Origin of the sequence: Paenibacillus sp. SAF-068 (assembly GCF_051967555.1) — a bacterium.
Lineage (GTDB): Bacteria > Bacillota > Bacilli > Paenibacillales > Paenibacillaceae > Paenibacillus.
This window is the reverse complement of record NZ_JBQCJX010000003.1, coordinates 1-25,851: the sequence shown is the minus strand read 5'-3', so window position 1 is coordinate 25,851 and position 25,851 is coordinate 1. Positions and strand designations below refer to the sequence as shown.

20 protein-coding genes are annotated in these 25,851 nt (G+C 44.6%); 11 read left to right on the top strand and 9 right to left on the bottom strand.

What is annotated here, in order from left to right; genetic code table 11:
* Positions 1 to 223 precede the first annotated feature (223 nt).
* The 8 genes from rsmG to ACTHPG_RS17895 form a co-directional block, all read right to left on the bottom strand.
* The gene (rsmG, locus tag ACTHPG_RS17930) at positions 224 to 946 is read right to left on the bottom strand and encodes a 16S rRNA (guanine(527)-N(7))-methyltransferase RsmG (protein ID WP_062836523.1); all 723 of its coding nucleotides are present in this window, start codon (positions 944 to 946) and stop codon (positions 224 to 226) included.
* The gene (mnmG, locus tag ACTHPG_RS17925; RefSeq protein WP_091035227.1) at positions 946 to 2,835 is read right to left on the bottom strand and encodes a tRNA uridine-5-carboxymethylaminomethyl(34) synthesis enzyme MnmG; all 1,890 of its coding nucleotides are present in this window, start codon (positions 2,833 to 2,835) and stop codon (positions 946 to 948) included. The genes rsmG and mnmG overlap by 1 nt, the downstream gene beginning before the upstream one ends.
* 180 nt (positions 2,836 to 3,015) lie before the next feature.
* Complete coding sequence (mnmE, locus tag ACTHPG_RS17920) at positions 3,016 to 4,392, bottom strand: tRNA uridine-5-carboxymethylaminomethyl(34) synthesis GTPase MnmE (RefSeq protein ID WP_440390852.1); 1,377 nt, start codon at positions 4,390 to 4,392, stop codon at positions 3,016 to 3,018.
* A gap of 211 nt (positions 4,393 to 4,603) precedes the next feature.
* Positions 4,604 to 5,305 carry an RNA-binding cell elongation regulator Jag/EloR gene (gene jag / locus ACTHPG_RS17915; protein WP_440390851.1) on the bottom strand — a complete coding sequence of 234 codons (702 nt, stop codon included), beginning with the start codon at positions 5,303 to 5,305 and terminating at the stop codon, positions 4,604 to 4,606.
* Positions 5,302 to 6,183, bottom strand: coding sequence for a YidC/Oxa1 family membrane protein insertase (locus ACTHPG_RS17910; protein WP_440390850.1), 882 nt, complete (start codon positions 6,181 to 6,183; stop codon positions 5,302 to 5,304). Before ACTHPG_RS17910 ends, jag begins: the two co-directional genes overlap by 4 nt.
* A 74-nt stretch (positions 6,184 to 6,257) precedes the next feature.
* Positions 6,258 to 6,608 carry a ribonuclease P protein component gene (gene rnpA, locus ACTHPG_RS17905; RefSeq protein WP_440390849.1) on the bottom strand — a complete coding sequence of 117 codons (351 nt, stop codon included), beginning with the start codon at positions 6,606 to 6,608 and terminating at the stop codon, positions 6,258 to 6,260.
* 259 nt (positions 6,609 to 6,867) lie between these two features.
* The gene (gene rpmH, locus ACTHPG_RS17900) at positions 6,868 to 7,002 is read right to left on the bottom strand and encodes a 50S ribosomal protein L34 (RefSeq protein ID WP_017691413.1); all 135 of its coding nucleotides are present in this window, start codon (positions 7,000 to 7,002) and stop codon (positions 6,868 to 6,870) included.
* A 407-nt stretch (positions 7,003 to 7,409) separates the two neighbouring features.
* Positions 7,410 to 8,318: a hypothetical protein gene (locus tag ACTHPG_RS17895; RefSeq protein WP_440390848.1), complete on the bottom strand. Its 909-nt coding sequence runs from the start codon at positions 8,316 to 8,318 to the stop codon at positions 7,410 to 7,412.
* 528 nt (positions 8,319 to 8,846) lie between these two features.
* On the opposite strand from ACTHPG_RS17895, the gene ACTHPG_RS17890 reads away from it, so the two are divergent.
* The 9 genes from ACTHPG_RS17890 (at position 8,847) to gyrB (ending at position 20,012) form a co-directional block, all read left to right on the top strand.
* Positions 8,847 to 9,521 carry a GntR family transcriptional regulator gene (locus ACTHPG_RS17890; RefSeq protein ID WP_440390847.1) on the top strand — a complete coding sequence of 225 codons (675 nt, stop codon included), beginning with the start codon at positions 8,847 to 8,849 and terminating at the stop codon, positions 9,519 to 9,521.
* Between the two features lie 214 nt (positions 9,522 to 9,735).
* Positions 9,736 to 11,097, top strand: coding sequence for a GntT/GntP/DsdX family permease (locus ACTHPG_RS17885; RefSeq protein ID WP_440390846.1), 1,362 nt, complete (start codon positions 9,736 to 9,738; stop codon positions 11,095 to 11,097).
* Between the two features lie 66 nt (positions 11,098 to 11,163).
* On the top strand, positions 11,164 to 12,711 hold the full coding sequence (gene gntK, locus ACTHPG_RS17880; protein WP_440390845.1) for a gluconokinase: 1,548 nt from the start codon (positions 11,164 to 11,166) through the stop codon (positions 12,709 to 12,711).
* Positions 12,712 to 13,579: 868 nt separating this feature from the next.
* Entirely contained in the window at positions 13,580 to 14,926 is a 1,347-nt protein-coding gene (gene dnaA, locus ACTHPG_RS17875) for a chromosomal replication initiator protein DnaA (RefSeq protein WP_036611990.1), read from the top strand.
* A 220-nt stretch (positions 14,927 to 15,146) separates the two neighbouring features.
* Entirely contained in the window at positions 15,147 to 16,289 is a 1,143-nt protein-coding gene (gene dnaN, locus ACTHPG_RS17870) for a DNA polymerase III subunit beta (RefSeq protein ID WP_017691408.1), read from the top strand.
* A 16-nt stretch (positions 16,290 to 16,305) separates the two neighbouring features.
* A complete protein-coding gene (gene yaaA / locus ACTHPG_RS17865; RefSeq protein WP_036611994.1) occupies positions 16,306 to 16,521 on the top strand; it encodes a S4 domain-containing protein YaaA in 216 nt (71 codons plus the stop codon).
* A 57-nt stretch (positions 16,522 to 16,578) separates the two neighbouring features.
* Positions 16,579 to 17,691, top strand: coding sequence for a DNA replication/repair protein RecF (recF, locus tag ACTHPG_RS17860; protein ID WP_440390844.1), 1,113 nt, complete (start codon positions 16,579 to 16,581; stop codon positions 17,689 to 17,691).
* Positions 17,692 to 17,704: 13 nt separating this feature from the next.
* On the top strand, positions 17,705 to 17,953 hold the full coding sequence (gene remB, locus ACTHPG_RS17855) for an extracellular matrix regulator RemB (RefSeq protein ID WP_017691405.1): 249 nt from the start codon (positions 17,705 to 17,707) through the stop codon (positions 17,951 to 17,953).
* A 148-nt stretch (positions 17,954 to 18,101) separates the two neighbouring features.
* Positions 18,102 to 20,012: a DNA topoisomerase (ATP-hydrolyzing) subunit B gene (gene gyrB / locus ACTHPG_RS17850; RefSeq protein ID WP_440390843.1), complete on the top strand. Its 1,911-nt coding sequence runs from the start codon at positions 18,102 to 18,104 to the stop codon at positions 20,010 to 20,012.
* An 85-nt stretch (positions 20,013 to 20,097) separates the two neighbouring features.
* On the opposite strand, the gene ACTHPG_RS17845 is transcribed toward gyrB, so the two are convergent.
* Entirely contained in the window at positions 20,098 to 21,045 is a 948-nt protein-coding gene (locus tag ACTHPG_RS17845) for a YheC/YheD family protein (protein ID WP_440390842.1), read from the bottom strand.
* A gap of 424 nt (positions 21,046 to 21,469) precedes the next feature.
* Between ACTHPG_RS17845 and gyrA the strand changes: the two genes are divergently transcribed.
* Positions 21,470 to 24,028, top strand: coding sequence for a DNA gyrase subunit A (gene gyrA, locus ACTHPG_RS17840; protein WP_440390841.1), 2,559 nt, complete (start codon positions 21,470 to 21,472; stop codon positions 24,026 to 24,028).
* Between the two features lie 227 nt (positions 24,029 to 24,255).
* Positions 24,256 to 25,374: an HD-GYP domain-containing protein gene (locus ACTHPG_RS17835; protein WP_440390840.1), complete on the top strand. Its 1,119-nt coding sequence runs from the start codon at positions 24,256 to 24,258 to the stop codon at positions 25,372 to 25,374.
* Positions 25,375 to 25,851 lie beyond the last annotated feature (477 nt).

The following is a 25,851-nucleotide window of genomic DNA, read 5'->3' as shown; positions in this document are numbered from 1 at the left end:
GACGTCTTGCACACGTTCAATTAATGAGCTTGTGCATCAGATACGCTGCTTGAAATTCATCATTATAGTTTCTTTAAGAGATATGTAATATGGAGGGTCTGTGTTGTTAACCTTAATCATCCCCTTCAGAAAACAAAAAAAAGAAGATGTTTCACGTGAAACATCCTCTTTATTCATTTCCACAATCCATTTAGTTTTGACTGATTACAAAATCCACACACAACTACACCAGTGGAGTCTTCATTGGTGTACCTGGTTTGCGCGGATACTTATATGGTGTCTTATCAAATTTCTGAATCAGGATGATGTGACGCTCTGATTCTTCAACCGGAAGCTGGAATGGATGAACGGCCTTAACCCGTCCTTTCAGCTGATTGAAGCTGAACTCCGCCTCCTTCATTTCCTCACGTGGGTCTCCACCCTTCATCGCAGCGAATATTCCACTTTTACGAACAAAAGGAAGACAGAATTCATTCAGCACAGCCAGCTTGGCTACTGCACGCGCGGTAACGAGATCGTAACTGTCACGGTATCCTTCTTTGCGTCCAATCTCTTCCGCACGTCCATGGACCAACTCCACGTCTGTCAGACCAAGGATATCTACCACATGTTGTAGAAAGCCAATCCGTTTATTCAATGAATCAATGATCGTAAGCTTAATGTGCGGGAAACAGATTTTCAGTGGCAATCCAGGAAAACCTGCTCCAGAACCAATGTCAGCCAGCTTATTTACTTTGGTCATGTCTGTATAAAAGGCCAGTGAAACCGAATCATAGAAATGCTTGGTATACACTTGCTCCCGATCCGTAATTCCGGTCAGATTCATCTTTTCATTCCAAGATACCAGCTCCTGATAATACAGTTCGAATTGCTCCAATTGGAGTTCTCCCAGCTCTAATCCATGTTTCTTTAAGCGCCGCTGCAGTTGCTGTTGAATATCGTCCATTATTGTCCCCTTGCTGCGGTTACACGGTTATAATGCTCCAGGTAGACCAGCAGAATGGAGATGTCGGCAGGAGTAACTCCAGCAATACGAGAAGCCTGACCAATCGAGATTGGACGAATCGTAGCGAGCTTCTGTTTGGCTTCCATAGCGAGGCCATGAATCTCATCATATACGATGGTGTCCGGAATTTTCTTTTTCTCCATCTTTTGCAAACGTTCCACGTGGATCAATTGTTTCTCAATATAACCCGCATATTTAATTTGTATTTCCACTTGTTCTTTCATATCTGCTGTCAGTTCTACCTCAGATGGTGAGAGCTGTTCAATCAGTTCATACCCCAGCTCCGGGCGACGCAGCAAGGTAAGCAACGTACTGCCATCCTGAATAGGTGTAGATCCGTACTCTTCCAGCTTGGCATTCACTTCAACCGGGCGAGCTTTAGCCACTTTCAGACGTGCGACTTCCTGCTCGACTTTTGCCTTTTTATCCAAAAATTTCGCATAACGCTCTTCAGGGATCAGGCCAATGTCATGTCCGATCTCCGTCAAACGCATATCTGCATTATCATGGCGAAGCAACAGACGATACTCAGCGCGTGAAGTCAACAGACGATACGGTTCATTGGTTCCCTTTGTTACCAAATCATCAATCAGTACACCAATATAACCTTGGGAACGATCAAGCACAATCGGTTCTTTGTCTTGTACTTTGCGAGCTGCATTAATGCCGGCCATAACGCCTTGTCCAGCCGCTTCTTCATAACCGGAAGTACCATTAATCTGACCTGCTGTGAACAGACCTGGCAGACGTTTGGTTTCAAGGGATGGCCATAATTGTGTAGGCACCATCGCATCGTATTCAATTGCATAGCCGTTACGCATCATTTCCACTTTTTCCATACCTGGAATGGAGCGCAGAACCGCAAGTTGAACATCTTCTGGCAGACTTGTAGATAGTCCCTGCACATAATACTCGGATGTATTTTTGCCTTCCGGCTCCAGGAAAATCTGATGTTTCGGTTTGTCGCTAAACCGAACAATTTTATCTTCAATGGATGGGCAATAACGCGGTCCAGTTCCTTCGATTACACCCGAAAACATCGGTGCACGATGCAGGTTGTCATTAATAATTTGATGTGTCTCCACAGAGGTATACGTCAACCAGCAAGGCAGCTGCTCATTATCAGAAGATTCCGTTTCATAGGAAAAGAACTTCGGCTCATCATCGCCAGGCTGAATTTCCGTTTTGCTAAAATCAATCGTGTCCTTATGCACACGTGGTGGTGTACCTGTTTTGAAACGAACCAGATCAAAGCCCAGTTCACGCAGATGCTCTGACAATTTAAGAGATGGTTGTTGATTGTTTGGTCCACTCTCATACATCAACTCACCCATGATCACTTTGCCGCGCAGGTATGTGCCTGTTGTCAGAACGACTGCTTTGGCCCGATACTCCGTTCCGGTCTGAGTCACAACACCTACACATTTTCCATCTTCAACGATCAGGCGATCAACCATACCCTGACGCATTGTCAGATTACGTTCATTCTCCATCGTTTCCTTCATTTTATGCTGGTAGGAGAATTTATCTGCCTGAGCTCGAAGCGCGTGAACAGCAGGCCCTTTACCCGTGTTAAGCATTCGCATCTGAATAAAGGTTTTATCGATATTCCGTCCCATTTCTCCACCAAGTGCATCAATCTCACGCACAACATGTCCTTTGGCCGGTCCCCCAATAGATGGGTTACAAGGCATAAAGGCTACCATATCCAGGTTGATCGTAATCATCAGTGTTTTGGACCCCATACGGGCTGCGGCCAGCGCGGATTCCACACCAGCATGTCCTGCACCAACGACGATTACATCATAACTGCCGCCATCAAAAGCCATTCCCGTTTACCCCCTTATAATGAAAACAAAATACTTCTAACCGTTCATCGGAATCTGCATTCCTATCTATATGAAACCAACACGTAATGGCTACAATATCATTCCATCCTTTGACAACAGGCAGAAATTGTACCTTTCCATCATACACTAGGATCTAAGTCAATCGTCAGTATATTATTTTTACTTTCCTAGACAGAACTGGGAGAAAATCTGATCAATTAATGCATCATGGGCTGTATCTCCAACAATCTCGCCTAAGTGCTCCCACGCCAAACGAACATCAATCTGAATCATATCGATCGGAATGAACTGGTCTGCTGCTTCATATGCATCTACCAGGGACTGCTTTGCTTTTTTGAGCAACGCAATATGACGTACATTGCTGACATAGGTCAGGTCTGCGGACTCCAGTTTGCCACTGAAAAATAGCGTAGAAATCGCCTCTTCCAGTCGATCCACACCCAGATCATCTTTCACCGACATCGGCACAAGCCGTTCTTCCGGAATATATCGAAGCAGCACGTCACGTTCTACATGTGGCGTTAAGTCCATTTTATTCATAATGATTATCGATTGTCTACCGCGGATTTGTTCCAATAATTCAATCTCATCCGGATGAAGTGGCTCCGCAGCATTCACAACCATCAAGATCAGATCGGCTTCACTTACCGCAGAACGAGAGCGTTCTACCCCGATCTTTTCTACAACGTCCATCGTTTCCCGTATGCCTGCCGTATCCAGCAACTTCAGCGGAATGTTATTAATCGTAATAAACTCTTCAATTACATCACGAGTTGTCCCTGGAATGTCGGTGACGATAGCCCGATTGTCTTGCGCCAGTGTATTCATCAATGAGGATTTTCCTACGTTAGGTCGTCCAACAATAGCGGTAGTGATACCTTCTCGCAGGATTTTTCCTTGCTCTGCTGTAGTCAGCAATTTATCGATCTCAGTCATAACCTGACTGGACTTTTCTTTGATAAAATCAGACGTTAACGATTCCACGTCATGCTCGGGATAATCGATATTTACTTCAATATGAGCCAATGTTTCCACCAAAGTATATCGTAGATCACGCAGTTTGGAGGACAGTTTGCCTTCAACTTGTTTCAATGCAACCGAGAAAGCCCGGTCCGATTTGGAACGAATTAGATCCATGACACCCTCAGCCTGAGACAGGTCAATCCGCCCATTAAGGAAAGCACGCTTCGTGAACTCACCGGGTTCAGCCAGGCGAATATCGAGCTGCAACAACAAGTCCATGACCCGTTTTACCGACACTACACCACCATGGGCGCTGATCTCCACGACATCTTCTGTTGTAAAAGACCGTGGAGCGCGCATGACTGTTACCAGCACTTCCTCGATCTTCTCGCCGCTCACTGGATCTATGATATGACCATAATGAACTGTATGGGATGCTGCCTGAGTTAAAGGGGTTTTACTGCGGAAAATCTTTTCCGTCTCCGACACTGCTTCCGGGCCACTCACCCGGATCACGGCAATACCCGCCTCTCCGACAGCCGTTGATATCGCTGTGATCGTATCACTGATCATGGTTATCTCTCCTTGCTCTATTTTAAAATTGCCGTCCCTCGGGGGACGCCATATCCATTTTCAACTCTATTAATGATATAACATATGACATGTCACTTATCGTATTAAGTTCACTCTTCACTTGTTCTACGTACCTTACCAAATTGCTTCTGTACGAAAAAAGCAATGGCTTCTGCACCGGGCAGGAAGCCATTGCGTCTTCAATTTCGAGTTATTTCGTCGTAATAACCACACGCCGATTAGGCTCTTCGCCCTTACTTAACGTCTTAATCTGCGGGTGATTTTGCAGTTTTGCATGAATGACTTTTCGTTCGAGCGGAGGCATTGGTTCCAGTACAACTTCCTTACCGGTACGGATGGCTTGTCCAGCCAACCTATCGGCCAGGTCCTCCAGCGTCTTCCGCCGACGTTGACGGAAATTCTCCGCGTCGAGCACAATTCGAACGAAGCTTTCCGAATATCGGTTCGCTACAATGTTCGTCAGATACTGAAGCGCATCCAGTGTTTGTCCACGTCTGCCAATAATCATGCCCAGATCGTCGCCGGCAATATTGAAGATATGTCCATCCCGCTGTTTTTTGATATGCACTTCAACATCCAGTCCCATACCTGCTGCGACCTCTTTCAAGAAAGCAGCCGCTTCTTCATAGGGATTTTTAGCTGCGATATCCTTAAGTAATGCATCTACTTCAAGTTGGTATGCAGCTGGTTTGATCGGCTGTGGGACAACTTCTGGTACAGGCAACAATTTCACTTCTACTTTGGCCGCCCTCACCCCGAACAAACCCAGGAATCCTTTTGACGGCTGCTCTAACACTTGTATCTCGACCTTGTCCCGACTTACGCCAAGCTCGGTCAATCCTTGGTTTACAGCATCTTCAACGGTTTTTCCTGACGTAATGACTGTGGTCATTTCGATTTTTTGGCCCCTTTCGACCCTTTTCCAGAGACGGTCGCTTTGCCACCGTTTTTGCGTTTAGCTCCATTTTTCGAAGAGCTATTCTGCTTCACGTTGACCTCAGCCACGATTTTATCATTATTCCGGTAAAGGAAATAGTTTTGCACGATCGTGTAGATGTTACTGTAGAACCAGTACAGCGGAAGTGCTGACGGGAACTGATAGGACATCACGAAGATCAAGATAGGGTAAACCCACAGCATGAACTGCATTGGTCCCACTTGCTGCGCAGGGTTCATACGCATCATCATCCATGTTTGAATGAATGTAGTGATCGCAGCCAGCACTGGCAAAATAAACAGGTGATCGGGTTCTCCGAGCTGGAGCCACAAGAAATCATGGGTTCTCAAACTGGAGTTTCCATTAATTGAACTATAAAGTGCGATGTAAATCGGCATCTGAATGATAAGCGGCAGACAACCCGCCATCGGATTAACTTTGTTCTCTTGAAACAACTTCATTGTTTCTTGCTGAACTTTCTCAGGTGTATCTTTATACTTGGCTTGGATCTCCTTCAGTTGCGGCTGGATAGCCTGCATCGCCTTGGAACTCCGTACCTGCTTCATAGTTAACGGTAAGATTAATGTCCTTACAATTAAAACCATTAGAAGAACTGATAGACCGTATTCACCATTGAACCAATTTGCAAATTCGTCAAGTGCTAAGGAAAACCAATAAACGACATTACTTTTCCAGAACGACTCACTGTTCTTTAGATCTTCCGTAGTGACTCCAACTGTCCCTTGTGGAGTACATCCGGCCAGTACGGTGACCATTGCAATGACTGCAATGAGGAGAATCCACTTCCCCTTTGATGTCTTCAATCGCGACACTTCATAACCCCTCTCTTAACCAATCCATTCCACCGTAAATCATACCATAATTAGGAGGACAAATAAACCGAAGCTTACCGCTTACTTGACTTCAAAAGTGAGCCCTTGCGCATCGCATGTAGCAGGCTTTTTTCCATTTCCTTATAGGGCATGTCCAGTGCACCTTTTCTGACGATAAAAATCAGATCCATTTGCGTGACAATCTCATGCTCATGATGACGAACAATTTCCTTAATCATGCGTCTCATCCGGTTACGTACGACAGCGTTCCCGATTTTCTTGCTGCATGATACGCCCACCCGGAATTGTTCCGTATCTTTACGTCGGCAGCCGTACACCACGAATTGATGATTGGCAAACGATTTTCCATACCGGTATACGCGGCTAAAGTCCGCCCGGTTTTGTAGACGCAGTCTTTTATACACGGCGCTTCTCCTTGCTGTTCTCCATCATTGTTGTTGACGGAGGCCTCATTACTGTTTTAGTATAGGCTTTCTTGAATGACGGTAAACCGTCATCCTTATATAAAGGTAAGTTTTCGACAAATGGAAAACTCACTCCACATACATACATCGTGTCTGTTCAGCACTTTTTGGCAGACCATTCAGACCTGAACTATAGCAGCATCCAGTCTGAATTGAGCTAATTAAGAAAAAAAAGACCACCTCGGTGGTCTTCAATGCATTAAGCACTCAGGTTTTTACGGCCTTTAAGGCGACGTGCGGCCAAAATTTTACGGCCGTTGCTCGTGCTCATTCTTTTCCGGAAACCATGAACTTTTTTACGTTTGCTAACGTTCGGTTTGAATGTAGGTCTCAATGTATTGCACCTCCTCACAAGGAAATACTTATGTGATGAATCACTTTCATCTTCACAGAAAACACCTTTATAAATATTATCATGACCCACCTATAAAAGTCAACTACGGTGATTGAACATGGTTGGGAAATTATTAACATGTGGATAACTAATTAAAGTTAGAAACTATCCACAGTATAAATCCACATATCTCCGAGTTCAGTCAGGAATAGAATTTTGCTTGACTCAACTTATAAATATTTTAATTTCTAAATAAAGTTTATACACTAAAGCCTCCAAATCCCATTTTTAAACGGGCTTGGAGGCTTCATTTTGCATATTTTTATAAAATGATAGCTACTCTAAAAATAAAGCTTTGTGACCAAGAGCTATTTTAATATGAGTAAAACCAGATTATCTACATAACTTTAAAAACTTGCATCAGCATTATTGAACACTGTGAAACTTTTTGCAGCGTTAGAAATTGTTACATTAGCCCCGAAGTTACCACCAGACACACCTAAACTAATGCTGCTTATTTTTGCTGTGTCCCATGTGTGTACATACATTGTTCGAGCATTTCCGTGTAAATTTTTAAAATTGGAATCATATGTTATTTGGGCGGCAAAATTATTACCCATGTAAGCAACATCAACTGTTCCTGCATTGACAAGTTTCATATAATCTTGAATTTCAAAAGCGACTCCTGCTGCCCCACTCCCATAAGTAGGATTTGGATTTTTAACCTCATTGCCTCTACCATCATATAAATAACCTGCTGATCTAAGGACTTTAGCATTATAGGTTCCACTCTTATTGTAATAAGTTAATCCTATAGAGTCAGGACCACCAATTATTTTTGTTTGGCCTGTAATAGGAACCCATACACCAGGTGTATCTGCTTTCCAAGCTTCATTATTCCAATGGCCGCCACCTGTTACTGTCCATTCACCAGTTGTACCAGAATAAGTTATTATTGGTTTAGTTAATGTAACATTAGAAGCTTGTGAGAGTGGTGATACTTCATTTTTATCTGGGTTAGTTTCTGTTTTGAAAACATGAGCGTTAAATTGACGAATTACCTTATCTATCTCGTTCTCTGTTGCCCCCTGAGCAACCAGTTTAGCAATAGTAGAATCAAGTTCTTCCCTATATTCTACTTTTTCTTCTGAGCTCAAATCTACTTTTAACTCATGGCTGTACTGTTCTGCAAAAGCTCTTTTAGCTGCAACTTCACTTGGTACAACTTCAGATAAGTTCTCTGCTGAGACAGAAGATAGTGCGAAAGAGCCAACTAATCCTAATGACAATATAGAACATAATATCTTTTTCTTCATACAAATACCTCCAATAAATATATTTTGTGGTTATTACATTATTATATTAACACTATATTGTATATTTTCAAACATTTTCTTTTTAATCAATAAACAAAAGTAATATACTACTGAATAAAGTTTGAATTTAAGTTTATAATGATTACAGATTTCTTATTTACTTTGTAAGATATTCAAATTTTATTTCAGAACCTATTTAGTAAACAATTGTATTCAAGGAAAGTTGGTTTTTTCTTTATACTTTTTTACGTTAAATATTAAAATGAAGATTTCTTTCTTAATAGAAAATGAAGATTTACAATTTTCTTGAAAAGCTATACTATAAAAAAGTATGCTTTAGGGTATTTCATTGAACTCAACATTATATCTACACAAAATAGTAAAAAGTTACATTTTTTGGAAAATTATCAATTAAAGAATATTTATTAGATGCAGTTAATTTTAAGATTCAAACAAATGTCCAGTCCGCAAAATAGTTATGTTATGATCAGTAATGAACTGATTATTATTAATAGGAGCGTTAGCCATATGCTATTTCCTTCTTCCTGGCTTCAAGGGGCTTCCCGTGGTGAAGCCATAGCCTGCGAATTAAGGCTGCGGATCATCAGTGGTACCCTTCGACCTGGAGAGATTTTGTCGGAAAATCGAATTGCGGCTGATTTTGACAGCAGTCGGTCGCCTGTTCGTGAAGCGTTACGAACATTGTCCAATGAAGGCCTTATTCGGCTTGAACGGATGGGTGTCGTTGTCATTGGACTACGAATCAAGGATGTCGAAGAATTGTATGATGTCCGTTTCCTGATTGAAAGTTTTGTGCAGCAGCGACTTGCAGGTGATGTTCCAGCGTCATTAATTACCCAGCTACGTAACGTAATCGACAAAATGCAACTCGCCGGACGACATCAGGACGCTGTCGAATTCGCCTATCAGGATCTCGTTTTTCATGAGACGATTATTGAAGCCGCTCAGCATTCCCGTATTTCACATCTATGGAAGAGTATTCGTTATGTTGTGATGACCGTTATGCTGCTCACGACGCGCAGAGTGTTCGTTCAAGGCGAGCAGAAAGTAAGCGCTGTAATTGAAAAACACCGTTTGCTCGTTGAAGCACTTGAATCCGGTGACAAACTGCTCATTCAGACTGGAGTCCGCACGTATTTCCAGGATTCAGGCAAAACCCTGCATGAGAGCTTTGATTCCTAAAAGGAGTAAAGCGTTCGCAATCATATCCGCTGTGATTGATTGCGGCTTAACTTGTCGACAAGTATACAAAATGCAATTTTGTTTCAAATTTGGGCATGATAAAGCTGTATTTTCGCCAATATCCATGCGGCAAGTACTAACATGGTTACACTTAATGTGAAGTTAATCTCACTTGTAAGCGTTCTATATCAGAAATAAAGGAGCACATAACATCATGAGCACTCTTTTTGGACTATCCCACAACGCAACATTATTGGTTTGGACGTTAATTGCGATCGTTTTTCTGATCGTTTTGATCTCCAAGTATAAATGGAATCCTTTCATCACCCTGCTGCTGTCAGCATTAATGCTCGGTTTGCTTACAGGCATGAAACCTGCCGATGTGATCTCTTCCATTACCGGTGGACTTGGCGGCACACTTGGAACCATTGCCATTGTTATTGCTCTCGGTACGATGCTTGGTAAGATGATGGCCGAATCGGGTGGTGCCGAGCGCATTGCAACGACATTGGTCGATCGGTTCGGTGTGAAACGTGTGCACTGGGCCATGATGATTGTTGGATTTATCGTTGGTATTCCTGTTTTCTTCGAAGTCGGCGTAATTTTGATGATTCCGATCATCTTCACCGTTGCACGTAAAACCAACATGTCTCTGTTGCAGATTGGTATACCCATTTTGGCCGGTCTGTCGACTGTACACGGTTTGGTTCCTCCCCATCCAGCGCCAATGATAGCGATTGAAGCCTTCAGCGCGGATCTGGGTAAAACCATTCTGTACTCCCTTATTGTTGGTATCCCTACAGCGATTATTGCGGGTCCCATGTTTGGTAAATTTATTGGCAAAAGAGTACACACCGAACCGCCAGCTGAACTGGCTGAACAATTCGCAACCAAAACAAACAGCAATATGCCTGGGTTTGGTATAACCCTGTTTACCATATTGCTGCCGGTTATTTTGATGCTCATCGGTTCCATAGCAAGCATCATTGACCCTAACGCCACGAGTGGTCTCACTGTTTTCAGTGAATTTATCGGTCATGAGATCATCGCTCTGCTGATTTCAGTCGTATTTGCCCTCTTTTCACTCGGCTTTGCACGTGGATTCACCAAACACGATATTTCTCGCTTCACCAGTGAATGTCTGGCGCCTACCGCGACCATCATTCTCATTATTGGTGGAGGCGGTGCCTTCAAACAGGTATTGATCAACAGTGGTGTAGGTAACGCCATTGCTGAAGTGGCCACCCATGCCAACATTAATGTAATCTTCTTCGCTTGGCTTGTCGCTGCACTTATTCGTGTAGCTACCGGTTCAGCAACCGTAGCCATGACAACAGCTGCTGGCATCGTCGCTCCAGTGCTTGCACTCACACCAGGGGCCAATATTGAGTTGGTTGTACTTGCCACAGGCGCGGGGTCACTCATCTTGTCTCATGTGAACGATGCAGGATTCTGGATGATCAAAGAATTCTTTAATATGAGCGTTGCCCAGACATTGAAAACGTGGACCGTTATGGAAACACTATTATCCGTGGTCGGACTGATCTTTATTTTGCTCCTGAGTACAGTGGTATAAATGGAGTTTCTATAATAGAAAGAAATTAAAATCTCATCGCTTTCTGGAGAAAGAAGGATTATATATATGAACAACTATATGATTGGGATCGATATTGGTACCACCAGTACCAAATCCGTGTTATTCACCGAGCAAGGCTCTGTCGTAAGTACCTCAACACAGGAATATCCTTTGTATACTCCTGCACCCGATGTTGCCGAGCAGGACCCTGATGAGATTGTACAAGCGGCCCTGCGCTCTGTCCGGGGAGTCATGGATCAGAGTGGCGTTGCTGCCGAGCAGATCCTGTTTGTATCCTGCAGCTCCGCTATGCATAGTGTCATTGCCATGGGACAGGATAACCAACCTTTAACCCGCTGCATCACCTGGGCGGATAATCGAAGTGCAGCATGGTCTGCCCAGCTTCAAGAGAATGGATTAGGACATCGCATCTATCTGCGGACAGGTACACCTATTCATCCGATGTCACCTCTAACCAAACTGATGTGGCTGCATCACGATGAGCCTGAAATTTTTGAGCGTACAGCGAAATTTATCTCTATTAAAGAATATCTGTTCTTCCGTTTATTCGGGCAATATGTTGTTGATCACTCCATCGCGTCCTGTACCGGCTTGCTCAATCTGGAACAGCTGGACTGGGACGCAGAGGCTCTTGAGGTAGCAGGCATTACACCGGACCATCTTTCAAAGCTCGTACCCACAACATATATATTAGAAGGAATGAATACCGAATCCGCTGAAAAAATGGCTCTCTCCTCCTCCACGCCCTTCGTAATTGGCGCAAGTGATGGGGTTTTATCCAATCTCGGTGTAAACGCCATTGAGCCTGGTGTTGTTGCAGCAACCATCGGGACCAGTGGGGCCATTCGTACCGTCGTGGAGCATCCAGTTACCGATCCCAAAGGTCGGACGTTCTGTTACGCCCTCACAGAGAATCTTTGGGTTATAGGTGGGCCTGTGAATAACGGTGGCATGCTGTTCCGTTGGGTGCGGGATGAATTCGCCGCCTCTGAAGTGGAGACAGCAAAGCGACTCGGCATCAATTCCTATGATGTCTTGACCAAGATTGCCGAGCGTGTTCGGCCTGGCTCAGAAGGGCTTCTGTTCCATCCGTACCTTTCGGGCGAACGTGCCCCATTGTGGAATCCGGATGCCCGTGGTTCCTTCTTTGGCTTAACACTCCATCATCAGAAAGAGCATATGATCCGTGCTGTTCTGGAAGGGGTTATTTTCAACCTATACACAGTACTGCTTGCCATGGAAGAACAGATTGGGCAGCCTACCTCCATTCAAGCTACTGGTGGATTTGCACGCTCTCCTCTCTGGCGCCAGATGATGTCTGATATCTTCAATCAGGAGGTCGTTGTGCCCGAGAGCTTCGAGAGTTCCTGTCTGGGTGCCGTCGTACTTGGTTTGTACGCTACTGGACGGATTGAATCGCTTCATGCCGTCTCTTCCATGGTGGGTACAACGCATCGACATACTCCTGTCAAAGAGAACGCTGTACTCTATCAGGAACTGCTGCCCATCTTTATTCGGATCTCTCGCAAGCTTGAAGAGGAATACGCAGATATTGCTGAATTCCAGCGTAAGATGTCCCTTCCCCGTCTCTAAATCATCAATCCATACTTCATCTCTTCACACCAAAAAAGAGGGCGTTCCTAAAACCAAAAATCGGTTTTAGGAACGCCCTCTTTTGCTATAGACACATCATTTATCCTTCAGAATCATAGAATACATTCATATCATTCTATCCCCTGATTTGAGCATTTCTTAGCTCTTCATTTTCGGTTAATTCACATTCCTAATGTCTCAAAATGAAGTCCTTAGTCCATCATTCTCCTACATCGCCGATCACAGAGTGACCATTTGCTCAGAATATACACCTCTGATCTTGTTCCATTAAAAGCATAAGTTTATTCCCCTCTCCGTCTCCACCCTGACACTGAATTCGTAGCTTTCACCATTGCTCCATTGCCAGGAAAACACGAGGTTGAAAGGTAACTCTGTTTACGATCTCGAACATGCTCCATTTTCACTTCATGGTTATCCACAGACAGGTTATTCACAAACGAAGAATGCTTTTACACACAATTTGGCATCATTTGACGGATAACCTGTGTATAAAACATTTTTGGTATTTGGGTCTTTCTGTCGAAAATTAAACAGTTTATAAACAATATATTGTGTTGTGACTAAAAATTATACACAAGTTATTGAATTTGTGGATAAAATCACGCGATACGTTGAAATGCGGGGTTTCTTTTGCTATGATTGTATTACTTTTGGATGTGAATATGTGATCTGACCCATAATATTATCAACAGCCTGTGGATAAAGTTGTGAACAATTTTCCGTTGTTCATACTTTTTTTGTTTTCGACCTGCGGGGGTTTGGGGATAAATTCAACAATATATCTCGTATTTCGACACTGCATCATGGCTTAAGCCACACTTGGAACATGTAAAAGGAGTGACAGTCTGTGGACAGCCATACTTCTGATTTATGGCAGCAAATTTTATCAATCATACAAAACAAACTCAGCAAACCCAGCTTTGACACCTGGTTCAAAGCCACCAAAGCCACCAAGCTGAATGACCGCTCCATCGTCATTTCCGCACCAACCACGTTTGCCGTCGAATGGCTGGAGAGCCGTTACACCAAATTGGTTGGCTCGACGGTATACGAGCTGCTTGGCAAGCAAGTCGATGTGAAATTTGTCATCGAAGAGAACAAGCCTGCTGAACCGGACCCGCAACTGCCGGCGCCAACGCCTACAGTTGTACAGGAAGAAGCGGTACTCAGCATGCTGAATCCGAAATATACGTTCGATACATTTGTCATCGGGCCGGGCAACCGTTTTGCCCATGCCGCATCGCTGGCGGTCGCTGAAGCGCCCGCCAAAGCTTACAACCCTCTCTTTCTGTATGGAGGAGTAGGTCTCGGTAAAACTCACTTGATGCATGCGATTGGACATTACGTTCTGGAGCATGATCCGGGTAGTAAAGTCGTTTATTTGTCGTCTGAGAAATTCACGAACGAATTCATTAACTCGATCCGTGACAACCGCGGGGAGAGCTTCCGTAACAAATACCGGAGTGTCGACATTTTGCTCATTGATGATATTCAGTTCTTGGCGGGAAAAGAATCAACACAAGAGGAATTTTTCCATACGTTTAATGCGCTGCATGAGGAACGGAAGCAGATCATCATCTCCAGCGACAGACCACCGAAGGAAATTCCGACACTGGAAGAACGACTTCGTTCTCGCTTTGAATGGGGGTTAATCACGGATATCCAGCCTCCAGATTTGGAGACAAGGATCGCAATTCTGCGTAAAAAGGCACGTGCGGAAAACCTGGATATTCCGAATGAAGCGATGATGTACATTGCCAACCAGATTGACACCAACATACGTGAACTGGAAGGCGCCCTGATTCGGGTCGTTGCTTATTCTTCACTGACTAATCAAGATGTAACCACTCATCTGGCAGCTGAAGCACTGAAGGATATTATTCCTTCCAGTCGTCCAAAAATGATCACTATTCATGACATCCAACAAAAGGTCGGCGAGTACTATAGCCTTAAGCTTGAAGATTTCAAAGCACGGAAACGGACCAAGGCAGTTGCTTTCCCAAGACAGATTGCCATGTATCTCTCTCGTGAACTGACAGATTTTTCTCTGCCCAAAATTGGGGAGGCATTCGGAGGACGAGATCACACCACTGTGATACATGCTCACGAAAAAATCTCCCAAGCGATTAAAAATGATCAGGATCTCTATAAAGTTATCAACAACTTAACCGAAAAAATTAAGAATCCAACCTGAACAAGTCCCAAGCCTATGCACAACGTATACACATGTGGATAGGCTTGGGTGTACGGGTTTATACCCACTTATCCACATATTCAGTGCCCCTATTACTATTATTACTAAAAAGATCTTAAAGATATCATCTCCAAAATAGCCATTTCGGAGCTTAGCCTTCGGCCTTTGAAAAACACCTTTCAACACCCCAACACCCAAAAAATCAGCTAGGAGTGAAACCATGAAAATCAGCATAATGAAAAACTACTTAAACGATTCCATACAGCAAGTATCCAAAGCGATCTCGAGCCGTACAACGATCCCCATTCTGAGCGGTATCAAATTCGACGTGAATCATCAAGGTGTAACATTGACAGCAAGTGACACAGATATATCCATTCAATCCTTCATCCCGCTTGAAGATGGAGATAAAAGCGTAGTTCAGGTCGATCAACCCGGCAGTGTCGTTTTGCCAGCCAAGTTTTTCGTGGAGATCATCAAGAAGCTGCCATCGCAGGAAGTGCACATGGAAGTCAAAGAGAACTTCAACACCTTCATCTCTGCAGGTGCTACCGAGATTCAACTGGTAGGTCTTGATCCGGAAGAATTTCCGGTACTGCCAAGCATCGAAGAAAACCAAACCGTCTCCATTCCGGGAGATTTGCTGAAAAATATGATCAAACAAACCGTATTCTCCATTTCCACACATGAGACCACTCCAATCCTCACAGGTGTACTCTGGAGTTTGGGTGACAATGAATTGAAATTTGTGGCAACAGACCGTCACCGTCTTGCTACTCGATCAGCAATGCTGGATAATGCAGAAGGTATCCGCTTCAACAACGTGGTTATTTCCGGTAAAACGCTGAACGAGCTCAGCAAAATTGTTCCGGACCAAAATACCCTTGTGGATATCGTTGTTGCAGATAACCAGGTCCTGTTCAAAATCGATCGTGTGTTGTTCTACTCCCGTATTTTGGACGGAACATATCCGGATACTTCTAGAATTATTCCAACGTCATACAAAACAGAACTTGTTTTAGATACAAAAAAATTAAGTGAATCCATTGACCGGGCTTATTTGCTGTCGCGTGAAGAGAAAACAAACATTGTGCGCATGCAAACGATGGATTCGGGATCCGTTGAAATTTCTTCAAGCTCTTCCGAGCTAGGTAAAGTAAGAGAAGAAATCGAACCTGCCGAGTTTACAGGAGATCCGTTAAAAATCTCGTTCAACTCCAAATACATGCTGGATGTACTGAAAGTCGTTGAAAGTGAGCAGCTGATGATCGCTTTTACAGGAGTCATGAGTCCAATCATCTTGAAACCGCTGGATGACAGTCATAGCCTTTATGTGATATTGCCATATCGGACGACCAACTAACGAAAGGAAGATCACAGTGAACCAAGTTACGATTCGTACGGAATATATTAAGCTTGATCAATTTTTGAAACTGGCTGATTGCATCCCAACTGGAGGTATGGCCAAAGCATTGCTTCAGGAAGGACTTGTACGTGTGAATAAAGAGCCCGAGGAACGTCGGGGACGTAAGTTATACCCTGGGGATATCGTTGAAGTGGACGGAGAAGGCACATTCGAAGTTGCTGCAGAATAAGAAGACCAGTTCGATCCTGCTGCCTCCTGACGGACGGGATAAAAGGGAGGTTACCGCGTGTTTGTGAACAGCATTGATCTGCAGAATTTCCGCAATTATGAACATCTGAGACTGGATTCTTTTGGTCCCGTAAACTTGTTGATCGGTCAAAATGCCCAGGGCAAGACGAATCTTGCAGAGGCTATTTTTGTACTTGCACTCACCAAGAGCCACCGTACATCCCGTGACAAGGAGCTGATTCGTTTCGGTGAGGAACGTGCCAGACTTGCAGCAGAGGTCGACAAAAAGTACGGATCAGTCAAGCTTGAGCTATCTTTGTCGCAACAAGGCAAAAAAGCAAAGATTAACGGCCTGGAGCAGCGCAAGCTCAGTGATTTTGTCGGAGCGCTCAATGTCGTGATGTTTGCACCGGAGGATCTGGAGATTGTAAAAGGCACACCGGGGGTCCGCCGCCGGTTTCTTGACATGGAGATCGGACAGGTTGCACCAGGTTATCTGTACCACTTGCAGCAATACCAAAAAGTGCTTGTCCAACGAAACAATTTGCTTAAGCAGCTTTGGGGACAAGGGGCATCAGCCCAGACCATGCTTGAGGTGTGGAACGAACAACTGGTTGAACATGGTGTTAAAATCGTCAAAAAAAGGAAACAATTCATAAAGAAACTTCAAAAGTGGGCAGAAACGATTCATCAGGGGATCACCGGAGGCGGAGAAGTCTTGCGGCTGGCCTACCTACCTTCCTTCAGCGAAGCCTCTGAGGAAGATGAAGCTGTCTTAATGGACCAATTTATGATAAAATTATCACAAATGAAAGAGCAGGAGATTCGCCGAGGCACAACCCTTAGTGGGCCGCATCGGGATGACCTGTCCTTTTTCATTAACGATCGGGAAGTACAAACATATGGCTCGCAGGGGCAGCAGCGCACAACGGCGTTGTCCCTTAAACTTGCGGAAATTGAACTGATTCATGAAGAAATCGGAGAATATCCAGTGCTGTTGCTGGATGATGTTTTGTCTGAGCTGGACCCTTTTCGCCAGACGCAGCTGATCGAAACGTTCCAGAGCAAGGTGCAAACCTTTATTACGGCTACGGGGATTGAGAGCCTGAACGTTGACAAGCTCAAAGATGCCAGTATTTATCACGTTCATGCCGGACAGGTTGAACGCTAAGGAGTGAGGGCTTATGTACATTCATCTGGGCGGTGAGAAGATCATCCGTTCTTCCGAATTGGTCGCTATTTTTGATATATCGATTGAAAAATCCTCAAAGATCTCCAAACAGTATGTCACACATGCCGAGCAGGAAAAAACAGTGGAGCATATCGGCGAAGAGGAAGCCAAGTCCATTGTGGTAACCAAAAACATTGTGTACTACTCGCCTATTTCCTCAGCCACGCTGAAGAAACGGGCTCACATTTTCCCTGATCTCTAGCGTTAATGTGGCACCTATGGAGTGCATACTGTGCTACTTGTCCATAAGTGGACAGCTGGCTGAAATGTAGGACGTTGCCTATTTCAGCAAACATTCTTAGTTAACGCATATTTACGATATTGAATCTATAGAAGTAGGTGAAAGGCATATGTCTATGAATCAACCGTCATATGATGCGAATGAAATTCAGGTCCTTGAAGGATTGGAAGCCGTACGGAAGCGTCCGGGGATGTATATCGGTTCCACCAGTTCCAAGGGCCTGCATCATCTGGTCTGGGAAGTAGTGGACAACAGTATTGACGAAGCTCTCGCAGGTTACTGTGACCACATTGAGGTCAGTATCCATGAAGACAACAGCGTGACTGTAGTCGATAACGGACGGGGTATTCCTGTCGGCGAACACGCCAAAATGAAACGTCCTGCACTTGAGGTAGTTATGACTGTCCTCCACGCAGGGGGGAAATTTGGCGGCGGCGGATATAAAGTATCCGGTGGTTTGCATGGTGTCGGTGTGTCGGTTGTGAATGCTCTTTCTGAAAAAGTGGTTGTAACTGTTAAACGGGAGGGACATATCTATCAACAGGAATATCGTCGTGGTGCTCCTCAGTATGACCTGAAAGTAATCGGTACAACCGAAGAAACGGGAACAACCGTTAGGTTCCATCCAGACCCTGAAATTTTCACGGAAACGAGAGTTTATGATTATGACATTTTGCTTGCCCGTATTCGTGAGCTTGCGTTCCTGAACAAGGGAATTGGTTTGACACTGACGGATGAGCGCACAGGTGCAACCAACACATTCCTGTACGAAGGCGGCATTATCGAATATGTCTCTTTCCTCAACCAGAAGCGTGAAGTACTGCATGAAAATCCAATTTACGTTGAAGGTTCCAGAGATAACATCCAGGTGGAAGTTGCCCTGCAATACAATGACAACTACACTGAAAATATCTATTCCTTCGCGAACAATATCAACACGCATGAGGGCGGAACGCATGAATCAGGTTTCAAGAGTGCACTTACGCGGATTATCAATGACTACGCCCGTAAGGCGGGGGTAATCAAGGACAGTACGGGTAACCTTTCTGGGGATGACGTGCGTGAAGGCTTGACAGCTATTATTTCGGTCAAGATTCCGGAACCGCAATTTGAAGGACAGACAAAGACCAAGCTGGGTAACAGCGAAGTTCGTGGGATTGTTGAATCCCTGTTCGCCGAGAAGCTGCAGGAATTCCTGGAAGAGAATCCTTCCGTATCCCGTCGCATTTTGGAAAAAGGACTGCAAGCAGCGCGTGCGCGTGAAGCTGCCCGCAAAGCCCGGGAACTGACACGTCGTAAAGGGGCATTGGAAGTAAGCTCCCTTCCAGGTAAACTGGCAGATTGCTCATCCAAGGATGCTTCAATCAGCGAATTGTACATCGTCGAAGGTGACTCTGCCGGCGGATCAGCAAAGCAAGGACGGGATCGTCATTTCCAAGCGATCTTGCCGCTGCGTGGTAAGATCTTGAACGTGGAAAAGGCCCGTCTCGACCGGATCTTGGGTAATGCGGAGATTAGAGCAATTATTACGGCGATGGGTACTGGTATTGGTGATGACTTCGATATTTCCAAAGCCCGCTATCACAAAATTATTTTGATGACCGATGCCGACGTCGATGGTGCTCATATCCGAACACTATTGCTGACATTCCTGTATCGCTACATGCGCAAGATCATTGAGGCAGGTTATGTATATATTGCACAACCGCCATTGTTCAAGATTGAGCGCAACAAAGTGATTCGTTATGCCGGTTCTGAGAAAGAGCGCGATGAAATTATTGCAACACTGGGTGAAAATGCGAAATTCAACGTTCAACGTTACAAAGGTCTTGGCGAGATGAATGCCGGACAGTTGTGGGAAACGACGATGGACCCGGAGAGTCGGACCATGATGCAAGTATCGATTAATGATGCCATACTTGCTGATGCCATGTTTGACACCTTGATGGGGGATAACGTTGAACCGCGTCGTGACTTTATCCAAGAGAACGCGAAATATGTGAAAAACCTCGACATTTAACATATTCGAAGAGGCGCCTGTGAGGGCGCCTTTTTATATTATTGGAAACACGGAATAGAGAGCAGCAGACTTCCGGTTCCCTTAGTTAGCGCCGTGTACGTTTTTTGACAGACGAGGCCTGCGCTTTAGAGGATGAACGAGGGCTCTTACCCTTTTTCGAGGGCAAACGACCGTACGCAATGGCATAGCGTCTGATCTTTCGATACTTTTCCTTGTCTGGTAATAAGCCAAAAGCATAAATGCCCGGCAGTGTGTTAACTTCAAGAATCCAAGGACGCCCTTCTTCGTCCAGCGCAATATCAATACCAATCTCTTTGAGCCTTGGAAAAGATGTTTGCAGTTGCACAGCGGTATGAACACCTAAGCGATATAGTTCGTTGCGAAGTTTTTTGAAGCCCTCCTGTTGCAGATGGGGGAGTACGAGTTCTTCAAATGTGGCCAATCGTCCACCACCATGAATATTGGTGATAATTTTGCCCGGTGCTGCAACACGGCCCAGCACACCTGTTGTTTCCCAATTGCGTTGCAGATTTTTCTGAGTCAACACACGCAAGTCAAAAGGCAAATCATCATGCTTCATCAGCGAGATTCCCTGTTGAATGATATAATCACGTTCCTGAATGCGATCATTCAGTGCTCGTTCGAGTTCATCCAGGGAATGAAAGAATCGCTCCTCTGTACCGTAATGGAGTTGATATGTTGTTGTGAGACGGGTAGCTCTGGAGATAACTGTATTTGCTTCAGGTTCATCAGGTAGGTTCGAATCATTGGATTCTACTGGAACCTCTTCATCTGTGGCGGTGTCTTCGGAATTAACGACAGGTTCGTATAAACGGGTTGTTTTTACTCGCATAACGCCATTACCGTAAGTACCACGGTCTGGTTTGATATAGTTGGACTCAAATAACTCAGTCATTCGTTCCAGTGTCTGACGACTATATTTTCGGGTCACTGGGATATATTCATTCACAATGCGACTGCGTTGTAACACAGCTGTTTTGGCCCATTTGCTGGAGACGCGTTGGATACCCAAGATGGATCAGTCCTTTCATGTTTTGCTCAGTTCTAAAGAGGGAATGACAAGGAGAAATCAAAGGACAAGAGATGATTTCAGTGGTATAATAGAGAAATATGGCGTTTTGTGCGATGAGCTGCACAATTTGCGGTTTGATCGTAGGACGGGAATGGCTTTAGCCTCGGTGGGCACAGTACATATGCCGTTTTTCTAGCATTGTATGTGCAATTGGGGAGGAAGGCAGGGCGTATCCCCAGACACGCAGAAGTTCCCGGAAGAAAGGCTATTGCCCAGCGGACGTTTAATTGTGTAACTTTTGTGAAAGTAATATAATAAAGAGTAGCGTTCTTGCGCGGTTTTAGCCTTGTTAGGCTTTTCACATATAATCAATTTTTGCATGACGGAATGGAACGTTTGTTGAAGGACAAGAAGGAGGTCCAGCATGGCGGAAGAAATGAACTCTCAGATTACAGATCGGGATATAGGCGTCGAGATGCGTGAATCGTTTATGGATTATGCGATGAGCATCATCGTTAGCCGTGCCTTACCTGACGTACGTGATGGATTGAAGCCGGTTCACCGGCGGATTCTGTACGCAATGTCAGAGCTCGGCATGACACCCGATAAACCACATAAAAAATCAGCCAGAATCGTCGGCGAAGTTATCGGTAAGTATCATCCACACGGTGACTCTGCTGTTTACGAGACGATGGTACGGATGGCACAGGATTTCTCCCTGCGTTATATGCATGTAGATGGACATGGTAACTTTGGTTCGGTCGATGGTGATATGGCGGCAGCCATGCGTTATACCGAAGCTCGGTTGTCCAAGATTGCTATGGAAATGCTTAGAGATATCAACAAGGATACGATTGATTTCCAGCCGAACTATGATGGTGAAGAACATGAACCAATCGTTCTGCCTGCTCGTTTTCCTAACTTGCTTGTCAATGGGGTCGGCGGGATCGCGGTAGGTATGGCCACCAATATTCCTCCTCATAATCTGGGTGAGGTCATTGATGGTGTACAGGCCATGATTCAAAATCCGGACATTACATCCATGGAACTCATGGATTACATTCAAGGACCAGACTTCCCTACGTCCGGCTACATTTTGGGTCGCTCGGGCATTCGCCAGGCGTATCAGACTGGACGTGGTTCTGTAACGATGCGGGCCAAAACCAACATCGAAGAGAATAACAACAAGGCGCGAATTATCGTTACGGAGCTGCCTTATCAGGTAAACAAGGCGAGACTCGTTGAGAAAATTGCCGAGTTGGTACGTGATAAAAAAATCGATGGCATTACTGACCTTCGTGATGAGTCTGACCGTAACGGTATGCGGGTGGTCATTGAGCTTCGCAGAGACGTGAATCCGGGGGTTGTTCTGAACAACCTGTACAAACATACATCGATGCAATCCACTTTCGGGATTAACATGCTTGCGATTGTTAATAAAGAACCTAAAATTCTGAACTTGCGTGAAGTGTTGTATCACTACCTGCAGCATCAGATTGAGGTTATTCGCAGACGTACGCAGTTTGAACTGAAGAAGGCTGAAGCTCGTGCGCATATTCTGGAAGGCTTGCGCATTGCGCTGGATCATATCGATGAGATTATTACATTGATTCGTTCTTCCAGTAATGCAGATGCAGCCAGAGAAGGTTTGATTGAGCGTTTCTCACTCAGTCATGATCAGGCTCAAGCTATTCTCGATATGCGTTTGCAACGCCTCACAGGTCTGGAACGCGAACGTATTGAGAATGAATACAACGAACTGATGGTCAAAATCAGAGAGTATCGCGAAATTCTGGCCAATGAACATTTGGTGCTTGAAATTATCAGTACAGAGCTGCAGGAGATCCGCGACCGCTTCAGCGATGATCGTCGTACAGAGATCACTGTAGGTGAAGAAAGCATTCTGGATGAGGACCTGATTCCACGTGAAGAGGTTATCATTACAATTACCCATACAGGCTACGTGAAACGTCTGCCGGTATCCACATACCGCAGCCAGAAACGTGGTGGACGTGGGGTTGTGGGTATGGATACGAAAGATACCGACTTTGTTGAGCATCTGTTCGTAACCAACTCTCACAACTACCTCATGTTCTTCACCGACAAAGGTAAGGTGTATCGTCTCAAAGCGTACGAGATTCCAGAGCTTGGACGTACCGCACGGGGGACACCGATTATCAACCTGATCCAGATTGAGCAGGGTGAGTCGGTTAATGCTGTAATTCCGGTTCAAGAATTTGAAAGTGACAGATTCTTGTTCTTTGCTACCCGCCAAGGGGTTGTGAAGAAAACGCCACTTGAGGATTACACCAATATCCGTAAAGGCGGCTTGATCGGTATTTCCTTGCGTGATGATGACATTCTAATTGATGTTAAGCTGACCGATGGACAGCAAGAGATCATTATGGGTACAGCTCACGGAATGTCTATTCGATTCTCCGAAAGTAATGTACGTTCCATGGGACGTAGTGCCACCGGGGTTAAAGGGATCACATTGGATGAACAGGATGCCGTTATCGGCATGGATGTAGTCGATAAAGATCTCGATGTTCTGATCGTTACAGCCAAAGGATACGGTAAACGTACACCTGTGAGTGACTATCGAATGCAGACGCGTGGCGGTAAAGGGATTAAGACGATTAATGTCACAGAGAAGAACGGCGCAGTAGTCAGTCTCAAGATGGTTAAAACGGAAGAGGATCTGATGATCATCACCTCTAGCGGCACGTTGATCCGGATGAGCATGGAAGGCATATCCACTATGGGTCGATACACGCAGGGTGTGAAGCTGATTCATATTCGTGACGAGGATTCAGTAGCTACGGTCAGCCGTATTGACAAAAATGAAGAAGAACCAGACGATGAGTCACTTGAAGGTGTGGAAGGCGGGGAAACCCAAGCTCCGGCAGTAAGCCTGGAAGAGGGAAGCGTTTCTGACGCAGACACTGATGCTGAGGGCGACGATTCCGGTTCGGAAGCATAAAAATAGAATGTTATAATAACCGATCTCTTGGAGATTGGAATGAAGAATTGGAGGGCTCCCACTGGGAGCCCTTTTGTTGTATATAAGGAATCTCTTCGTTTATTCTTCCCAATCTGGGATGTACAGCCTGATACCTGAGTAATATAATGGGAAATATCATGAAAAAACCGGGACTATGGTCTTGTTTTGTTAATAACATAGAAGAACGATGAGTGAGGGGAATATACATGGGACTAATCACCCTGTCAGAAGTCAAACCAGGACTCAAACTTGGGAGTGATGTACAAACGCTTCGTGGCAACGTCTTGCTTCAGAAGGGCAAAGTCATTCTACCCAAGGATATGGAAGTACTGAGAGCCTTTATGATTCACCAGGTGGATATTGAGCAAGAGAGAATGGGGTCAGGCAGTACTGGAACCAAAGGTGCATCTGCGTCCGCGGGAAGTACAGCAAACGAGAAGAATGGTGAACGGGCAGGAAAGACAGGGAACGTGACTACAGCCCCTGTAGCAACGTCCCTACAGGAAGAGTATGAGAAGATGGTCGGACTAACCAAAAATGCATTCTTGTCCTCTCTGGCGGCTGAATTGCCGGTATATGAGTTGCGTACGCAGTTAGAGGCTGTTTTTGCTCATCTCAAACAATATAATGTGCTTACCTTCAGTCCACGAGTAATGCAAGAACATGATTATGTGTATCACCATGCTGTACTGAGTGCAATTACATCCTATCAATTGGCGCAGTGGATAGATCTTCCCTCCAAGGATTGGATGCAAGTGGCATTTGCAGGCTTGTTCCATGATATAGGCAATAATAAAGTAGATCCGCAAATCCTTCATAAGCCTTCTTCATTGACGGTTACAGAGCAGGAAGAGATCCGGCAGCATACCAAATATGGTTATCAGATTCTGAAACAGGCAAAGGCCATTAATGAGGGTGCCAGACTTGCAGCTTTGCAGCATCATGAAAAAGTGGATGGATCAGGCTATCCGTTACAGCTTAGTGGGACGCAGATTCATATCTACGCTAAGATTGTAGCTATCGCTGATATTTTCCACGCCATGACGCTGGAAAAAATTTACCGTAAGGCACAATCACCGTATCTAGTTCTGGAACAGATTCAGAGTGAGGCCTTTGGGAAATTGGACCCTGCCATTGTGAGTGCATTTGTTCAACGATCAACCCAAATCCATAATGGCATACGAGTAAAACTCAGCAATAACCAAATTGGAGAGATCGTATTCTCTGATCGAGATCATCCTACAAGGCCTATGGTATCGGTAGAAGGAAACATCGTTAACCTAATGCAACAACGGCAACTTCATATACAAGAGATTATCAGTTAATTATAGATATTAGAGCAAATTGAGGAGAGGTCTTTCTTTTATAGGGAGGCCTTTTTGTCTGAGATGTAAGTGATAATGTAGATATACCATAATAAAAATAGAAAGATGCATCATTCTTCAAAAAAAGACTTGCATTCAAAATCTGTACATGGTATATTCTAATTCCGGCCAAGAAAACACAGTTTACACGGTGCGGCAAGCAAATGAAATAAGCTTCGAAAGAAACTTAAAAAAAAGAGCTTGCAAAGTTGGTTCGGATGTGGTAAGATATAAAAGTTGCTGAAGAGAACGACATTCGGTAACAAAACAAGTTTGATCTTTGAAAACTGAACAACGAGTGAGTAAACATTCTGCTTGCAGAATGAACGCGAAAGTTCGAGACAAGCCTTGGCTTGAATCGGCTGGAGCACAAATGAGATGTTTAATCTCGTCAGATTCAAAATGAGCTTATCGCTCTTTTCAATACTTTATTGGAGA

Coding starts and splice junctions, on each gene's coding strand:
- rsmG (WP_062836523.1), bottom strand. CDS start 946: ATGGACGATATTCAACAGCAACTGCAGCGGCGCTTAAAGAAACATGGA.
- mnmG (WP_091035227.1), bottom strand. CDS start 2,835: ATGGCTTTTGATGGCGGCAGTTATGATGTAATCGTCGTTGGTGCAGGA.
- mnmE (WP_440390852.1), bottom strand. CDS start 4,392: ATGATCAGTGATACGATCACAGCGATATCAACGGCTGTCGGAGAGGCG.
- jag (WP_440390851.1), bottom strand. CDS start 5,305: ATGACCACAGTCATTACGTCAGGAAAAACCGTTGAAGATGCTGTAAAC.
- ACTHPG_RS17895 (WP_440390848.1), bottom strand. CDS start 8,318: ATGAAGAAAAAGATATTATGTTCTATATTGTCATTAGGATTAGTTGGC.
- ACTHPG_RS17890 (WP_440390847.1), top strand. CDS start 8,847: ATGCTATTTCCTTCTTCCTGGCTTCAAGGGGCTTCCCGTGGTGAAGCC.
- ACTHPG_RS17885 (WP_440390846.1), top strand. CDS start 9,736: ATGAGCACTCTTTTTGGACTATCCCACAACGCAACATTATTGGTTTGG.
- gntK (WP_440390845.1), top strand. CDS start 11,164: ATGAACAACTATATGATTGGGATCGATATTGGTACCACCAGTACCAAA.
- dnaN (WP_017691408.1), top strand. CDS start 15,147: ATGAAAATCAGCATAATGAAAAACTACTTAAACGATTCCATACAGCAA.
- remB (WP_017691405.1), top strand. CDS start 17,705: ATGTACATTCATCTGGGCGGTGAGAAGATCATCCGTTCTTCCGAATTG.
- gyrB (WP_440390843.1), top strand. CDS start 18,102: ATGTCTATGAATCAACCGTCATATGATGCGAATGAAATTCAGGTCCTT.
- gyrA (WP_440390841.1), top strand. CDS start 21,470: ATGGCGGAAGAAATGAACTCTCAGATTACAGATCGGGATATAGGCGTC.
- ACTHPG_RS17835 (WP_440390840.1), top strand. CDS start 24,256: ATGGGACTAATCACCCTGTCAGAAGTCAAACCAGGACTCAAACTTGGG.